Origin of the sequence: Paracoccus sp. SSJ (genome assembly GCF_030234105.1) — a bacterium.
Classification (GTDB): Bacteria; Pseudomonadota; Alphaproteobacteria; order Rhodobacterales; family Rhodobacteraceae; genus Paracoccus; species Paracoccus denitrificans.
This window is the reverse complement of the sequence record NZ_JASSPE010000023.1, coordinates 1-16,643: the sequence shown is the minus strand read 5'-3', so window position 1 is coordinate 16,643 and position 16,643 is coordinate 1. Positions and strand designations below refer to the sequence as shown.

General features: G+C 70.8%; 10 protein-coding genes and 1 pseudogene. 4 read left to right on the top strand and 7 right to left on the bottom strand.

Translation table 11 applies throughout. The annotated features are described in order from the left end of the window. Window positions 1–36: 36 nt before the first annotated feature. From QPR87_RS19765 to QPR87_RS19755, 3 genes are read right to left on the bottom strand one after another with little or no spacing between them, the layout of a single operon-like run. On the bottom strand, window positions 37–2,442 hold the full coding sequence (locus tag QPR87_RS19765; RefSeq protein WP_285050999.1) for an ImcF-related family protein: 2,406 nt from the start codon (window positions 2,440–2,442) through the stop codon (window positions 37–39). Next, the gene (locus QPR87_RS19760) at window positions 2,418–3,365 is read right to left on the bottom strand and encodes a M15 family metallopeptidase (RefSeq protein WP_285050997.1); all 948 of its coding nucleotides are present in this window, start codon (window positions 3,363–3,365) and stop codon (window positions 2,418–2,420) included. The genes QPR87_RS19765 and QPR87_RS19760 overlap by 25 nt, the downstream gene beginning before the upstream one ends. A gap of 1 nt (window position 3,366) precedes the next feature. Next, on the bottom strand, window positions 3,367–4,122 hold the full coding sequence (locus tag QPR87_RS19755; protein ID WP_041529969.1) for a PP2C family protein-serine/threonine phosphatase: 756 nt from the start codon (window positions 4,120–4,122) through the stop codon (window positions 3,367–3,369). A gap of 186 nt (window positions 4,123–4,308) precedes the next feature. Here QPR87_RS19755 and QPR87_RS19750 point away from each other — a divergent pair, with 186 nt between their 5' ends. From QPR87_RS19750 to QPR87_RS19735, 4 genes are all read left to right on the top strand, one after another. After that, window positions 4,309–4,821, top strand: coding sequence for an OmpA family protein (locus QPR87_RS19750; protein WP_232290469.1), 513 nt, complete (start codon window positions 4,309–4,311; stop codon window positions 4,819–4,821). A 116-nt stretch (window positions 4,822–4,937) separates the two neighbouring features. Beyond that, entirely contained in the window at window positions 4,938–6,713 is a 1,776-nt protein-coding gene (locus tag QPR87_RS19745; RefSeq protein ID WP_285050994.1) for a ShlB/FhaC/HecB family hemolysin secretion/activation protein, read from the top strand. Between the two features lie 31 nt (window positions 6,714–6,744). After that, on the top strand, window positions 6,745–11,673 hold the full coding sequence (locus QPR87_RS19740) for a two-partner secretion domain-containing protein (RefSeq protein WP_285050993.1): 4,929 nt from the start codon (window positions 6,745–6,747) through the stop codon (window positions 11,671–11,673). Beyond that, window positions 11,642–13,591, top strand: coding sequence for a caspase family protein (locus QPR87_RS19735; RefSeq protein ID WP_285050991.1), 1,950 nt, complete (start codon window positions 11,642–11,644; stop codon window positions 13,589–13,591). Before QPR87_RS19740 ends, QPR87_RS19735 begins: the two co-directional genes overlap by 32 nt. Before the next feature lie 260 nt (window positions 13,592–13,851). On the opposite strand, the gene QPR87_RS19730 is transcribed toward QPR87_RS19735, so the two are convergent. The 4 genes and pseudogenes from QPR87_RS19730 to QPR87_RS23785 all read right to left on the bottom strand — a co-directional run. After that, window positions 13,852–14,154, bottom strand: coding sequence for a hypothetical protein (locus QPR87_RS19730; RefSeq protein WP_285050990.1), 303 nt, complete (start codon window positions 14,152–14,154; stop codon window positions 13,852–13,854). A gap of 78 nt (window positions 14,155–14,232) precedes the next feature. Further along, complete coding sequence (locus QPR87_RS19725; protein WP_285050989.1) at window positions 14,233–14,952, bottom strand: outer membrane protein; 720 nt, start codon at window positions 14,950–14,952, stop codon at window positions 14,233–14,235. Window positions 14,953–14,969: 17 nt separating this feature from the next. Then, complete coding sequence (locus tag QPR87_RS19720) at window positions 14,970–16,226, bottom strand: Hint domain-containing protein (RefSeq protein ID WP_285050987.1); 1,257 nt, start codon at window positions 16,224–16,226, stop codon at window positions 14,970–14,972. A gap of 93 nt (window positions 16,227–16,319) precedes the next feature. After that, window positions 16,320–16,457: pseudogene (locus tag QPR87_RS23785) on the bottom strand (calcium-binding protein); the annotation flags it as partial. Window positions 16,458–16,643: the final 186 nt, after the last annotated feature.

The following is a 16,643-nucleotide window of genomic DNA, read 5'->3' as shown; positions in this document are numbered from 1 at the left end:
TCCAGTATGGCGCAAGCCGGGCGGATTGGCGAATGATTACAGCACCTGCGGACAGGCCAGCCCCGCCAGCAGGCGCCGGGCCGACAGCGGGTTCAACGGCCGCTCGAACTCCATCTCCAGAAACAGCCGCGCGCCTTCGGTGCGCAGGTCGATCAGGAAGCGCCGGCCGCCGTCGCGTTCGCGCAGCCGCAAGGGCGCCAGCAGGCGCATCAGGCCCCAGGGGCCGGGCTGCTGCAACCGGGCCGCGCCCTCGGGCGTCGCAAAGCTGACCTCGACCCCGGCGGCGGGATCGGCGCCCGGCCAGTCCAGCGCCACCGCATCCCCCGCCGCGCCCACCGGCCCGCCATGGCCGCCGACCAGCAGCGTGGCCCGGCCGCGTTCGGCCAAGGCGGCGGCCGAGATGCGCAGCCCCGGCGCCAGCGCCGCCCCCGCCGTCAGCGCGCGTTGCAGAAAGGCGGCGCTGTCGGGGCTGAGCCCGGCAAAGCGCGCCTCGGGCTTCCAGCGCCAGGGATCGGCATCGCGGTCCAGCAGGGTGGCGGCGCGTGCGCCCAGGAAACGGTCCATCGCGCCGCCCGGCCCGATCAGGGCGGCGACCGCGGCCGGATCGGCATCGGGGCCTTGGGCAAAGGGGAAACGCCCGGCCAGCGCGGGGGCGCAAAGCGGCAACACCTCGGCCTGCCAGGCGCGGGTCAGCGGGTTGGTCAGGTCGCTGGCCTCGGCCGCGCCGCTTTCGGCCAGCGTGTCCTCGACCAGCCGGCCGATCAACGGCGGCGCGTCGCGCAGCGCCCTGACCGTGCGCGCCCGGGCCTGCACGCCAAGCAGCCGGCGCTGCGCATCCGCCGCATCCGCGTCCATGGCCCCCAGCGCCACGTTCAACTCGGCGAACAGCGCGGCGATCTGGGCGATGCGGCCGCTTTCGACATATTGGATCTCGGGGCCGAAGCGGACGGCGACGGCCAATTGCAGCTCATGCGGGCGGCTGCGGTCGGTGCCGCCCACCTGACGCCAGACCTCGGCGATCAGCGCAGCCAGGGGAGAATCCGGCCGCGACAGCGCCCCCGAGACCAGCACCGCCCGCCGCCGGTCGTCAAAGGAACGCAGCCGCAGGTCCGCAAGCCAGTCCTGCCAGTGCTGCAAGGTCGCGCCTTGCAGCAGCGCCATCACCTGGTCGGGACTGTCGTTATGCTGGGCCGGCGCCTGGGCGAACAGCGCCGCGCCGGCCTGCCTTGCCGCCTCGACCGCCAGCCCCGCGCCGCGCGCCCGGGCCATGTCCCAGCCGGCGACGGTGTAAAGCCCCGGAATCGGCCGGCCCAGCGGCTGGCCCGAGCGGCGCTCGGCGATATCCGCCAGCACCGGCAGCGCCTGCAAGGGGCGCCAGCGCGGCAGCGCCGCCGCCTCGGCCAAGTGGCGCAGTTCCAGAAAGGCGCGCTCGGGTTCAGGCGCCTCGGCCGCAAGGACGCGCGCTTGCGCCAGCAATTCGGCATCGGGCGGCGCGACCGGGGTGTCGGGACGGCGCGGCAGGGCCAGCATATGCGGCGCAAGGCCGGCCAGCGCAGGATCGGCGCCGACGCGATCCTCGGCCCAGCCGGCCAGCCAGGCGGGTTGCCATTCCGCCGCACCCGACAGCACCGACCAGGCGCGCAGCGTGTCATAGGCGGCTGCGGGCTCGCCCTCGCCGGCCAGGGCGCCGTCGATGGCGCGGGCCAGCGCCGGCGGCAGGTGGCGGGCGCGCGCCTCGGCCAGCGCCGCCGCCGCGCGACGGGCGGCGTCGCGCCCGGTCAGCCAGCCCAGTGGCCGCACCCGGACCCGCGCCATGCCCGCCGCCACCTGAGCCTCGGCCCGCTGCAACCGATCAAGCCGCGCGCCCAGATCGGCGAAAGGCGCATCGCGATCCAGTCCCGCCGCCACCGCTTCGGCCTGAAACAGGCGGTCGAGCGCCCGGCTTTGCCCGGTTTCGACCCAGAACGCCCAGCCCAGCGCGGCAAGCAGCCATGCCCCGGCCAACACGGCCAGCATGGCGCCCCAGCCCGCCGGCCGGCTGCGGTCCAGCGCCTGGCGCCGCGCCTCGGTCCGGGCCAGGCAATCGGCAACCAGGTCGCGCACCGGGTCAAGCTCGGGCCCGCCGCGCCGCAGGGCCTCGGCCAGGCTGGCGCCGTCCATGGCGCCAAAGCCGCGCGCAGCGCCCTGCCAGCCCGGCAGCGCCGGATTGGCCGCGCCCGCATCCTGCAAAAGCAGCGCCAACCCGGCCCGCGCCGCCGCCACCGCCTGAGGCGGCAGGCCCGCGCGCAGCGCCTCGGTGCCGAAGCGGTCCAGCAGCACCCGCGCATGGCCGGCCAGCGCCGCCATGTCCTCGGCCACCCAGGGCAGGCGCTCGGCATAGGCCAGCACCGGCTGGGCCAGCCGCCCGGCGACGGCGGTCAGAGCTTCCCCTCGGCCTGCCATTTGCGCAGCGTCTCCTCGCCGACCTCGAAATGCATCGAATCCTCGCGGCTGTTATAGGCGGCGCCCCAGAACCAGCCCTCTTCGTTGAAATACTCGGCCAGGATCAGCAGCCCGAACTGCGTCGCGCCATCGGCAAAGGGGTCGAGCTGCCCCTCCAGCGTCAGGTCGATGGCCGTGCCCCAGGAGTGGTTCGAGATCGACCGGGTCGAGCCGCGGATCAGCCGCGCGCACAGCCCCCCGGCCGTGCCCAGCTTGGCATGGATGTCGGGATCGCTCTGCTCCAGCCGCTCCAGCACCCGCGACAGGCTGTCGAGCGCGGGCTTCAGCATGGTCACGGTGATCGGCCCGACCTTGCGCGTCTCGATCAATCCCCGCAGCCGGGGATTGGTCACCGGCTGGCAATCGGTGTTGTAGCTGTCCCGCGGCTGCCCCAGGATCGCCAGCATCGTCGCGTTGCGCGGCTGGGTGATGCCCTTGTTGAAGCGCGACTTCGCCAGCCGCATCTGCTCGGTCAGCGCCTCGGTCGGCGGCGGGCTTTCAAAATCCTCGCCGCCCAGATCGGCCGGGGGCGCGACCTGGGGCTGCGGCGCGACCGGGGCGCGGTTCGCCACCAGGCTCAGGTCGTCGCGCAGTTGCGCCAGGTCGGCGCGCAGGCCCTGACGTTCCACCCGCGCCTCGGCCAGCGCCTCGCGCAGCACGGCCAGCTCGGCCTCTTGCCGGGACAGGCGCAGCTCGGTCGCCTGGTCGGCGCTGTCGAGAAACCAGGTCGTGACCGCAAAGGCGATGGCGCCGATCACCACGCCGATCGCCACGATGATCGGCGCGGCCAGCGTGCCCGCCGGCCGGGGCGCGCGGGACAGGCTGCGCCCCGGCGGCGCCTTGCGCGCGGGCGGGGCCGTCGGCGGGACGGGACGGCGGCCCATCTCAGCCCGGCCCGATGTCGACGACGATGACCGAAACATTGTCGGGCGCCCCCGCGGCCAGCGTCTGCTGCACCAGCCGGGCACAGGCGGCATCGGCGGGCGTGCCGGCACCCGGCGCGGCGCCGGGGCGGGTGTCCCGCAGCGCCGCGGCCAGCGCATCGTCGGGCAGCACATGCGTCAGCCCGTCCGAACACAGCAGCAGCCGGTCCCCCACGACCAGGTCCAGCGCGACGAATTCCGGCGCCGCCCCCGCCCCCACGGCACGGGTGACGATGTTGGCCTGCGGATGGCCGCGCGCCGCCTCGGGCGCCAGCCGGCCGGCATCCACCCATTCCTGCACCAGCGAATGGTCGCGGGTCAGCAGGGCCAGCCCGCCGTCGCGCAGCAGATAGGCCCGCGCGTCCCCCGCCCAGGCCAGCGTCAGCCGGCCGCGCCGGATGATCGCCGCAACGGCGGTGGCGCCGATCACCGCACCCTCGCGCCGGCCCCGCTCTGCGATCAGCACATCCGCCGCCGCAAAGCGCGCGGCCAGCGCCTCGGCGGGTTCTTCGCTGTCGGCGATGGTTTCCAGCGCGTCGATCACCCGGTCCGAGGCATAGCCGCCCAGCCGGTGTCCGCCCATGCCGTCCGCCACCGCCCAGACCCGGCCCGAGGGATCGACCAGGATCGCGTCCTCGTTCTGGTCGCGCACCGCGCCGCGATGGGTCAGCCCGGCGCCCCGAACCGACAGGCCGCGCCGGGTGGTGGGACCGTTCACCGGGTGATCCTTTGCAGGCAAGGCAACCTCATCCCGAACAATCGCGCAAGAATTGAAAACATCCTTAGTTTAGCGTAAAATATTATTTCAGGGATGCAGTTTTTTATGGTGATTCCCGTGCTGCGGACTGGTCTAGCCATATTGTGCGGCATTTGCCTTCTGGCCGGCTCTGCCCAGGGCCAGGACTTGACCGAAGAGCAGATCCTGCAACGCTTCGAGGCGCAGCGCGAGATGTATCGCGCCACCCTTCAAGGCCAGAAGACGCGCGGGCTGGACATGATCTCGGTCACGCAGGGCGGCGAACAGGGCGCGACCGAGGCGACGGAGCCGTCCGGCACCGTGGTCTTTGGCGAATTCGCGCCCGAGCTTCAGGTCAATATCGCGATCCGCTTCGCCTTCGATTCGGCCAGCATCGCGCCGGACCAGCGCCCGGCCCTGGAAAGGATGTGCTCGGCGATGCGGCAATCGGATGTCGGGCTATTCCGCATCGTCGGTCATACCGACGCAAAAGGCAGCGACAGTTATAACGAAACCCTTTCGAAGCTGCGCGCCGAAGAGGTGCGCCGCTGGCTGGTCCAGGATTGCGGCATCACCGCCTCGCGGCTGGAGGCGCTTGGCATGGGCAAACGCTTCCTCGCCAATCCCGCCGATCCGGCGGCCGCCGAAAACCGCCGGGTCGAGTTTCAGGCATTGAGCTGACGAACGACCGCACCGCCGGAGGTTCCGGCGGGATACCGACGACGCAAAGACATTCGACGGCCTGACGAAACAAGGACGACGGCCATGTCGTCGCATTGATCGGGGGAGGCAGGAAAGTGACACTCGCAAGACGCGGCATCCGCCTGCCACGCCCAACCGCCCCCGCAGCCCTGATAACGGCGCTTGCCGCCCTGGCCCTGCTGGCCCTGCCCACCGGGCCGGCGCGGACCCAGACCCGGACCCCGACCGCAGGCCAGATCACCCAGGACAGCTATCAGCCGCCGATGCAGCGCCTGTCGGGTTCGGTCGTGTTCAGCGGCTCGCCGGGGCTGGCCGCACCCCCGGGCGCGGATCGGCTGTCGATCCGGCTGGCCGATGTCCGGGTCGAGGGCGCCCTGCCCGGCAGCGAGGCCGAGGTCGCAGCGCTGCGCCAGCGCCTGACCGGCAAGCGGATCGCGGTCTCCGAGATCTTCACCGCCGCCTCGGACCTGGAGGCCGCCTATGTCCGCAACGGCTATGTGCTGTCGCGCGTGGTCATCCCGGCCCAGACGCTGGAGGATGGCGGCGCGCTGCGCCTGACCGTGGTCAGCGGCTTTGTCGAGAGGATCGATTCCAGCGCCGCGCCGCCCGGCCTGCGCGCCCGGCTGGACGCCATGACCGCGCCGCTGGTCGATCGCCCGACGCTGCGGCTGCCCGATATCGAGCGACGGCTGCTGCTGGCCGGCGACATGTTCGGCGTCGCGCTAGGATCGGCACTGTCCACCGGCGCCCGGCCCGGCGGGACGATCATCATCCTGAACCCGCAGTTCCGCTCGGTCACCGGCTTCGTCGGGCTGGACAACAGCTTCTCACGCGAATTGGGGCGGTGGAACCTCAGCGCCGGGGTCGAGCTGAACAACCAGCTCAGCCGGGGCGAGGTGTTCTATCTGCGCGCCTCGGGCCATCCCAGGCTGGGCGATGACGGCTATTTCAGCGACCGGCCGCAATTGCGCACCCTGGCCGGCGGCGCGGTGCTTCCGCTGGGCCATGACGGACTGACTTTCGGCATCGAGGCGGCCAGCTCCAGGACCGGACCGGACACGGGCGCGGTGGCCACGGCCTCGGATTTCGACCGGCTGTCCTTCAGGCTGTTCTATCCGGTGGTGCGCTCGGTCAAGCGCAACATCTCGGTCACGGCGGCGCTGGACCTGCAACGCGACCGGCAGGATCTGGAAACCGGCGCCGGCGATTTCGGGCTATACAAGGACCGCACCCGCGTCCTGCGCCTGACCGGCGAGGGCAACTGGCAGCTTTCCGACCAAAGCGCCCTGCGCATGGCGGCGGTGCTGTCGCTCGGGCTGGACGCCCTGGGCGCGCGCAGCGCTGCCGAAGCGACGCCGGCCCTGCCGCTGTCGCGCGACGGCGCAGATGCGGATTTCCGCAAGCTCGAGCTGTCCTTTCGCTATGACCGCGATTTTCGCCAGGACTGGAGCCTGGCGCTGTCGGGGCAGGCGCAAAGCGCATTCGGCGACCCGCTTCTGTCCAGCGAGCAGTTCGGCATCGCCTCGACCGAGGGGCTGTCGGCCTTTGACCTGGGCAGCCTGTCGGGCGATTCCGGCTGGTTCCTGCGCGGCGAGGTGGCGCGACACTTTCCGGCGCAGGGCTTCGGCCGCCCACTGGTGGTCAGCCCCTATGTCTTTGCTGCGGTGGGCGCGGTCAATCTGGAAAACCCCTCGGCCGACGAGGCGGCCCGCATCAAGGCCACCTCCTTCGGCATCGGCGTCGATCTGCGGCTGATCCGCGACCCCAGCTATTCCTCGGCGCTCATCAGGTTCGAATACGGCAAAGGGAACAGGGACGATGGACAGGAAGATCCCTCGCGTTTCACGATCGTCAGTTCGTATCGCTTCTAGCCCCCGGCGCCGGCTGTGGGCAGCGCTGCTCATGTGCAGCGCGCTGGTGCCGGGGCCGCTGGCGGCGCAGACCCTGCCCAGCGGGCCGAACGTGGTCGGCGGCAGCGCCAGCGTCGGCACGCCGCGCCCCGGCGCCATGCGCGTGGACCAGCGGAGCGACCGCGCCATCATCGACTGGAGCAGCTTCAGCATCGGGGCCGGCGGCTCCGTCCGGGTGCATCAGCCGGGACGTGACGCAGCGCTGCTGAACCGGGTGACCGGAGACCGCCCGACCCGCATCGACGGTTTTCTGGGCGCAAACGGCCAGGTCTTCGTCGTCAACCGCAACGGCATCCTGGTCGGGCGCGAGGGACGTATCGCCACGGCGGGTTTCGTCGGCTCGACGCTGGACATCTCGAACGAGGATTTCACCGCCGGCCGGCTGCGCTTTTCCGGCGACCGGCCCGGCACGGTCGAGAATCGCGGCCACATCGACATCATCCCCGGCGGCTATGCCGCGCTCTTGGGCGGACGGGTCGCCAACAGCGGCACGATCCGCGTGCCGCTGGGCACGGTGGGGCTGGGCGCAGGGCGGCGGGCGGTGCTGAACCTTTCGGGCGACAACTTCCTGTCGGTGGCCCTACCGCCCGCCGAGGACGGCGAGGCCATGGCGCTGGTCCGGCAGCACGGCCGGATCTCGGCCGATGGCGGCGTGATCGAGATCGAGGCGGCGACGGCACGCCATGCCGCGCGCCATGCGATCAACCTCACCGGCGTGACCGAGGCGCGCACCGTCTCGGGCCGCTCGGGACGGGTGGTGTTGGGCGGCGGCGACGGCGGCCGGGTGCGGGTCGCAGGCCGGGTCGATGTCAGCGGCGGCCGGCGCGCCGCGGCACCAATCACCGCCGAACGGCCGGCGGCGCGGCCCCGGCGCGGCGGCAGCATCACCATCACCGGCGACCGCATCGCACTGGAGGGCGCCGTGCTGGATGCCAGCGGCACCGGCGGCGGCGGGCTGATCCGCGTCGGCGGCGATTATCGCGGCACCGGCGACCTGCCCCGGGCGCGGCGCACCACGCTGGATGCCAGGGCGCAACTGCTGGCCGACGGGATCGGCCGTGCCGATGGCGGGCGGATCATCGTCTGGTCGGATGCCCATACCCGCTTTGCCGGCGGCGTCTCGGCCCGGGGCGGCACTCAGGGCGGCAACGGCGGCTTTGCCGAGATATCCAGCCGCGGCGAGTTGGCGATCCGCAGTTCCGACGTGCGGGTCTCGGCCCCCCGCGGCCGGCCGGGCACCGTGCTTTTCGACCCGCAGAACCTGCGCATCGTCGGCGAGGACAGCTATGACCCCGACGATCCGACGCATGTGCTGGTGACGGATATCTACAGCATGTTGCTGGATGCGGGGCATTACATCCTGTCGACCGAGGGAGAGGGCGACGATGCCGGCGATCTGGTCGTCGACACGCCGATGACCCTGACCTTCGCCGCCGGCGCGGCCAGCCATCTGGACCTGCGCGCCGACAACGACCTGCTGGTCAACGCCGCGATGAGCTGGAGCGGACCGGGCCAGTTGTCGCTGACCGCGGGCGCCGGCATCACCAGCATCGGCGCGCTGAGCTGGAGCGGCGCCACGGCGCTGAACATGACCGCAGGCGAAAGCATCGCGCTGAACGCGTCGGTGCAGGGACCGGCCGGGGCGCTGAACCTGCAAGCGCCGCTGATCACGGCGACGGCGGGCGTCGCAGTGGACAGTTTTCGCCTGAACGGCGCCTCGCAATGGCGGCAGGTCGCCGCCACGCTGCCCGGCTTTTCGGCGCGCGACTTCGCCATGTCCGACACCGCGGGCTTCCTGCGTGCGACGGGCGGCGCCGGGACCGCCGCCAGCCGCTATGTCATCGCCGATGTCTACGGGCTTCAGGGCATCGGCTCGGCCGGCCATGCCGGAGCGCATTACGCCCTGGGCGCCGATATCGCGGCGGCGGGCACGGCCGCCTGGAACCTTGGCGCGGGGTTCCGGCCCATCGGCAGCCGGGGGACGCCGTTCTCGGGCAGCCTCGACGGCGCCGGGGCCGGCGGCCGCCATGCGATCACCGGGCTTGCGCAGGTCGTCTCCTCGGGGCCGGGCGGGCTGTTCGGCACCATCGCCGGCGCCACGATCCGCAACCTGCGCCTGCTGGACATCGACCTGAGCGCGCAGCAAGGCTTTGCCGCCGTCGCAGGCGGCCTGGTCGGAGAGACGCAGGCCGGCGAGGCGCCGAACGTGATCGCGAATGTGCTGGTCACCGGCCGGATCGAAGCCGAGATGGGCGAGGATTCGGTCAGCAGCGCCAGCTTTGGCGGGCTAGCCGGGGTTTTCGGCAACGGCCGCATCACCGGCGCGGAATCGCGCGTCGCCCTGGCGCTTTCGGGCGAGGCGGACGGCTGGGGCGACGTGGTCATGGCCGGCGGCCTTGTCGGGCAGTCGCTGGGCGGGACGACGATCACCGGCAGCCGCTATGCCGGCAGCATCGAATCCGGCTTCGACGGGTCCGAGGACAACAGCGAGGGCTTCGCCCCCGCTTCGCGCATCGGTGGGCTGGTCGGGATGACCGATGACGGCGACAGCATCGCGGATTCGACCGCCGCCGCCCAGATCACCCAGACCGGCAACGGCAACTGGGTCATCGGCGGGCTGGTGGGCGAGAATGCGGGGGCGCTGACCGGGGTCTCGGCAACCGGCGGCATCGCCCTGACGCAGGGAGGGACAGAGACCATCCGCCTGCTGGCCCTTGGCGGCCTGGCCGGCACGAACAGCGGCACCATCTCGGATGCCTGGAGCGATGTGGCCATGGACCTCGACACCGCGGGCTATGTCCAGGCGGGCGGGCTGATCGGCACAAACGAGGGCACGGTCGGCACCGCCTATGCCCTGGGCAGTCTGGGCCTTGCCCTGTCCGGCCTGCCCGAAAGCGGCAGCATCGCCGAGATCGGCGGGCTGATCGGCGCGAATGAAGGCACGATCGCCGATGTCTTTGCCGGCAATGCCGTCGACATCTCGGGCGATGCGACCGTCGCGGCGGGCGGGCTGGTCGGCTGGAATCCGGGCGAAATCGCCCGAGCCCGTGCCTCGGGCCGCCTGGGGGTGGCGCTGGACGGCACGGGCGGGCCGGATGCGCCGCGCTCGGCCCTGGGCGGGCTGGCGGGCTGGAACGACGGCGGCATCGCCGACGCCTATTCGCTGGCGCCCGTGACCTATTCCGGCAACCTGCCGGCAACCATCGGCGGGTTGGTCGGCTCGAACGCCGGCAGCATCGAGCGCAGCTATGCCGCGGGCCGGATCGCAACCACCGCAGCGCCGGCCCTGCTGCGCATTGGCGGGCTGGTCGGGGCCGATGACGAAGGCGAAGGCACCGGCAGCGTCGCCGTGTCGTTCTGGGACCGCCAGACCAGCGGGCAGCAGCAATCCGCCGGCGGCACCGGGCTGACCACAGCGCAGTTGCGCGATACTGCGGGCTTCATGGGCCGCGCCACGGGCTGGAGCTTTACCACCACCTGGGCGCCGGGCGGCAATGGCGCCTATCCGCAGATCTACAGCATCGACCCCGTGCTCTGGGCCCAGCCCACGCCGCTGACCGCGACCTATGGCGACGCCCTGCCCACGCCCGGCGGCACGGTGCATGGGCTGGGGCGCTATCTGTTCGGCGACCAGCCCTTGGTCGCGGGGATCTTCAGCCTGCCGGCGGGCACGCGCAATGCCGGGACTTATGCCATCCAGACGGCGGGCACGGTCACCTCGCCCGACGGCACCAGCTATGACATCATCGCCTCGGCGGCGAGCCTGACCATCAACCGCGCGCTGCTGACCGTCTCGGCCGACGACCTGAGCAAGATCTATGGCGAGCGGCTGCTGTTCTCGACCGGCGATGCCACCGCGGCCGGGCTGCGCCATGACGACCGGCTGACCGCGGTCGATCTGGCCAGCGCGGGCGCCGAGGCCGGGGCCTGGGTCGCCGGCACGCCCTATGCCATCACCGCAGGCGGGGCCCGGATCGGCGGCGCGGACGGCGATGCGACCGGCAATTACATCATCAGCTATGCCGAGGGCGCGCTGGAGGTGGTGCCGCGCAGCATCACCATCGGCGCACGCGACAGCCTGGCCCGGTTCGGCACCGCGCCGCTATTGGACTGGGCGCTGACCGGCGGAAGCCTGGCCGAGGGCGACACGATCACCGGCGTCCTGCTGGCCAGCGATGCCACGCCGGCCAGCCAGCCCGGCCTTTATGGCATCACCGCCTCGGATGCGCGGATGCTGGACGGGGCCGAGGCGAACTATGCCATCGCCTATGCGCCGGGAACCTTGCAGATCGTCAACCCGGCCGCGACCCGGGGGATCCCGATCCCGCAGAACACCTTGCCGGGAACGGCGCTGCCGAACCCGACGGACGGCCCGGTGCCCTTCCCGATCACGGTGGCCGGCACGGCTTCGGTGCTGCCGGGCGGGCCGCCGCCGGTCACCTCCGGCCCGCAGGACGACGGGCTGACCCGGCTGGCCGCATTGTCGGACGAGGTCTCGCAGATGATCGACGCCTGCAGCCAGCACGAGGGCCAGGCCGAGGACATGCTGGCCTGCCTGTCGCGGGCGCTGGACCGCTATTCCAGCGCGCTGGATGAGCTTTCGGCCGAGCTGCCGCCCTCGATGCAGACGGTCTCGGCCATCCTGCGCCAAGCCAGCGCGGATATCGGCGCGGCGCGCAGCCGGGCGCTGGACCGGCTGGCCACGGCGGGCAGCGAGGCCGAGCGCCGCGCCATCCGCCGCGACGCCCTGCGCGAGGCCAGCCGGACGATGTCGAACGCCCGGGCCGAAATCGTCAAGCAGATCGAATTGCTGCGGGTCGAAGACCCCGAACTGGCCCGCACCCATGCCCGGCAGGAGGGGCTGATCCTTGCCACGGTCGAGAAAGCCGATGCCGTCCTGGTGCGCGCGGTCGGGCTTTAGGCCCGCCGCCATCCTGGCCGCCCTGATCGCGGCGCTGCTGCTGGCCGCACAGGCGGCAGCGGCGCCCAAGGTGGCGCTGGTCATCGGCAACGCCGCCTATGACGGCGTGCCGGCGCTGGACAATCCCGCCAACGATGCCGAGGATATGGCCGCCGCCCTGCGTGACCTCGGCTTCCAGGTGATCCTGGGCGTGGACAGCGACCAGGCGCAGATGCGGGCGCTGATCGGCCAGTTCAGCGCGGCGGCGCGGACCGCCGAGGTGGCGCTGTTCTATTATGCCGGCCATGCCTTTCAGGTCGCGGACCAAAACTATCTGCTGCCGCAGGATTTCCGGCTGGAGCGGCTCGACCAGGCCACCGCCCGCACCGTTGCGCTGGACGAGGCGATGGCGGCGATGGCGGCAGCGCCGGGGATCAAGATCGTGCTGCTGGATGCCTGCGGCGACAATCCGCTGCGGCTTCCCGACGGCGGCAGCGGATTGGCCCGCATCGGCAGCCCCGCCGATTTCCTGATCGCCTATGCCACCCAGCCCGGTGCCGTGGCCTTCGACGGTGCCGGCCGCAACGGCACCTTCACCGAGGCGCTGCTGAGCCATATCCACACCCCCGCGCAGGACATCGGCGAGATGATGATCGCGGTGCGCAAGGATGTGATGGCGCGCACGGGCGGGCAGCAGATTCCCTGGGACGCCTCGGCGCTGACCCGGCAGTTCCGCTTTGCCGACGGCCCGCCCACGGCCTCGCCCGAGACGCTGTTCTACCAGGTCGCCGTCCGCGCCGCCGACCCGGCGCTGCTGCGCCTTTACCTTCAGCGCTATCCCAACGGCAGTCATGTCGGCGAGGTGCTGGCGCTGCTGGCGCAGGACCCCGCCCGCTCAGGCCAGGCGCGGCGCAGCCTGGGACCCGAGGCCGAGGGCGCGGCGGGCGAGCAGCTTTGGGATCTGGCGCGGCGCAGCCGGCTGAAGCCGCTGCTGGAAAGCTATGCCCGCAGCTATCCCAACGGGCCGCATATCGACGAGGCGCGGCGCATGCTGGCCGAACTGTCCGCCGAAACCGACCCCGGCCCGGCCCGGCGCTGCGAATTGCTGGCCACCCATCCGCGCGACGGGACCGAGACCACGCCCGGCATCTCCTACGAGCTTCTGGCGCAGAACGCCGTCGAGGCGATGCGGTCCTGCGAAGAGGCCAGCCGCCTCGACCCCCGGCAAGCGAAATACGTCGCGCTGCTGGCGCGGGCCACCGCGGCGGCCGGCCTGCGGGCCGAGGCGGTCGCGCTTTACGAAAACGCGGCCGGGCGCGGCGACCTGCGGGCCATGGTCAGCCTGGCGCTGCTGAAGGAAACCGGCGACGGCGTGGCGCCCGACCCTGCCGGGGCCCTGGCGCTTTACGAAAGGGCCGCCGCCGCCGGCAGCGCCGACGCGGCGATCAATCTGGCGGTGACGCTTCTGGACAGCCGGCGCCCCCAGGACCGGCAGCGGGGCATCGCGCTGATGCAGCAGGCTTCGCAGGCCGGATCGCCCATCGCCACCTTCAACCTGGGCGTTCTGGCGCAAGAGGGCCGCTTCGGCGATCCCGGCGACGCCCGGACACTGTTCGAACGCGCCGCGCGCGAGGGCGAGCCGCGCGGCCATCGCGCAGCAGCCGTGCTGCTGGACGAGGGGCGCGGCCTGCCCCGCGACCCCTCGCGCGCGGCGGTGCAACTGCTGCTGGGGGTCGCCTCGGACGATGGCAGCCTGCTGCGCGAGCTGGCCGAGCAGGGCGGGAACTGGAACCCCGAGACGCTGAGCGCGCTGCAACGCCGCTTGGCGCGGGCGGGGCTTTATCAGGGCGAGGCAGACGGCGAACCCGGCCCGGCACTGGATCAGGCGTTGGAGCTGTGGCGCAACGGCGGTTTCGACACCGCCGCACTGTCGGGCTGAGCGATGCCCGGAGATTGCGCACCGCCCGCCGATCCGACAGAAGCGCACCCGTCGAACGCCGCGGTGCATCCCGCCGGGACAGGTCGGCCTGACGACCGGGCGGAATGCAGCAAAACTGGCCGGATCGGCAGATATCGGGGAGGCCGCCGATCCGGCCGATTCCTCCCCTCGCGACAACGAAAAGCCTGCGGCCTACCGGATGAAAGACAGTGCCGCAGCCGCAACAGAAGGCGCGGAATGCACCCCGGCCGTGCCAGCCTCTAGCATCTTCCAGCCGGGCTGGCCTGCGTCTCGGAGGTCATGAGCACCAGGATCGACGCCAGGTTCCTGACCATCCGCTGCGATCCTTCGTCCGCCACGGTGCCCGCAATGGCCATGGCGATCTCGGCCGCGATCTGCAGGGCGTCATGCTGCCCGTTCAGATAGCCGGAATAATAGCAGCTCCGCTCTTTGTCCTTGCCGAAATGATATTCGACAAGCGCCTTCCATTCCCCGTCCGAGATGATCGAAGCCGCATGATTCTCGGCCTTGAGCACCTGCAACTCTCTCACAGCACAGCTCACACCCGGTCTCCTTCGGATCGTCCATGAATAAGCTGGAGGTCGGCTGAGCGCACCCGGACGGATGCGCTCAGTCACATGTCAGAAAGCGAAGTTCACACCGACGCGGATGCTGTGATGCTCGGGCGTCGCCCGGGTCGTGTAACCGGCCGCATCGGTCAGGGTCGTCTTGCCGAACTGCCGGAACTCCCATTCCCCGAACAGCGACGCCCGCTCGTTCAGCCTCTTCTCGACGCCCAGCCCGACGGTCAGGGCGCTGTCGGTGAAATCGCCGTCGTAACGCATGCCGGCGCCGGTCACCGTGTAGTCGAACGAGCCGTGCGCAATGCCGACGGACCCGTAGAACAGCAGGTCCTCGGCTTCGTTCAGCACGCCGGTCTTCCAGCGCAGCGACAAGAGACCGTTCAGCTCGCTCGACGCGGATTCGCCCGCCCGCGAAAAGCTGTCATCCGCGCCGCCGGCCTCATAGGCCAGTTCGGGGCCGGTCACGATCTGCCGGCCGCGAACCTCGCGCTGCCATCGATAACCCATCTGAAGGGAAAAGGTCGCGCCCCGGATATCGACCGAACCCGGCGTATAGGCCGCGCCGCCGCCCGGCTGCGAGATGCCGACCCGGTCATCCGAGCCGAAAGCGGATCCAAGGGCACCGCCCAGATACAGCCCCTCCCAGCTCCCGATGGCGGGCGCGACCTCTTGCGGCAAGACGACCGGAGTCTCGACCACGGGAATGGTGAAGCCGCCGCCAAATGCCGGAACCGCGGCCAGCAGAACGCTCGTCGAAATAGCAATACTTTTAAACATATTATGACCTCTGGGTGTTATTGGGCAGCAATCAGCGGGCGGTTGTTCTGCAGATGGCGCATGCCCATCTTGCGGGCCTGGCGACCGGACGGCAGGTATCGGGCCGGGGTCGGAACATGGTCGGGATCGGCCAGTTGCGGGAAAAGCGTAAAGATTTCCTCGGCAGCCGCCTTGCCGACGGCCTTCAACGCCTCGGCGCCGGTATAAAGCGATTCCGTCTCGGCGCCGTTCGACAGCACCACCTCGTGGCGGTCGAACAGCATGTGGAAATATTCCACCTCTTGCAGGTCGTTCGCGATATCGAACCCTTCCAGCAGCACCAGTTGCTTGGCTGCAACCAGCACCTCGCGCGTCTTGAACATCTTCTGCGCGATGTTCGAGCGCACCAGGACCCGGTGCTGCGGCGAGACCAGAAGATCGGCGACCGGCAGGCCCTTGCCCAGGGCGCCCGCGGCAATGCGGATCGGCCGCAGGTTCGGCATGGCTTTCAGCTCTGCCGCGCTCAGCTTGCGCGAGCCGATCCAGCGGATCGGTTGCAGGCCGTTGTCCCGCGTCTGGACCAGATCGCCGGCCCGCAGGGTCTCGATCGCCACCTCGTCATCGGCCACCGCGATCCGCGTGCCCCTGGCAAAGCAGGGAACCCTGGTGTTTTCCTCGTTCAGCAGCGCGGGCGGAACGAAGGTGCCGCCATTCGTCACCGGGTCGTAGCTGCTGAAGATACGCAGCCCGCCGGCCGAGGCCAGCGCACCCTGCGATTGTTCATAGCGCAGCCAGTCAAGCGGGGTGTTGAACTGAAGGCCGAGGTTGGCCGCATTCCACGCCGCCAGAGTGGTCTGGTTGTAAAAGGCGGACAGGTCGACAAGGTCGTTATTGCTGCTGTCCGCGTCGCCGATACCCTCGGTCGCGTTGAAGTCCGTGATCGTGTCCGCCGTGCCATCCGCGATGAACACGTCCGCATCCGTGCCGCCGGTCAGCGTATCGGCACCCGCGCCACCGTTCAGGGTGTCCCTGCCCGCGCCGCCCAGCAGGGTGTCGCTCCCGACATCGCCAAGCAGGGAATCGTCCCCCGCGCCGCCGTCAACCAGATCGTTGCCGGCGCCACCGTAAAGCGAGTCGTTGTCGGCGCCACCGTAAAGCGAGTCGTCGCCGACACCGCCATAAAGATAGTCGTTCCCAGCATCGCCGTGAACCACATCGTTCCCCGCATCGCCAAAAAGGGTATCGCCGCCGGTGCCGCCATAGATCAGGTCATGGTCGGCGCCGCCGTAGATCACATCGTTTCCGGCGTCGCCGTGAAGCGTATCGTTTCCGGCGTCGCCGTAGACCAGGTCCTGATCATCGCCACCATAGACGAGATCGGCGCCACCCCCGGCATAAATCCGGTCGTTTCCTTCGTCGCCGTAAATCGTGTCGGCATGACCGGCAGTGGTCCCGGCGCCATCCCCGACGATGGCATCATTTCCAGTCCCGCCATACAGCAGGTCGGACCCCATCTGACCTTGAATATAATCGTCGCCGGCGCCACCAAAGATGGTGTCATTGCCGTCGGGCGTGCCTTCTATTCGGCATTGTTGCAGAAGTCGGCTTCAGGACATGATGGCCCTTTCCCCAGCTGAGGTCAGGCCACGCGTTCGATCTCGGCGGTGCCGAGGGCGTTGAAGCGGTTCATCAGGGCGACGCGGATGTGGATC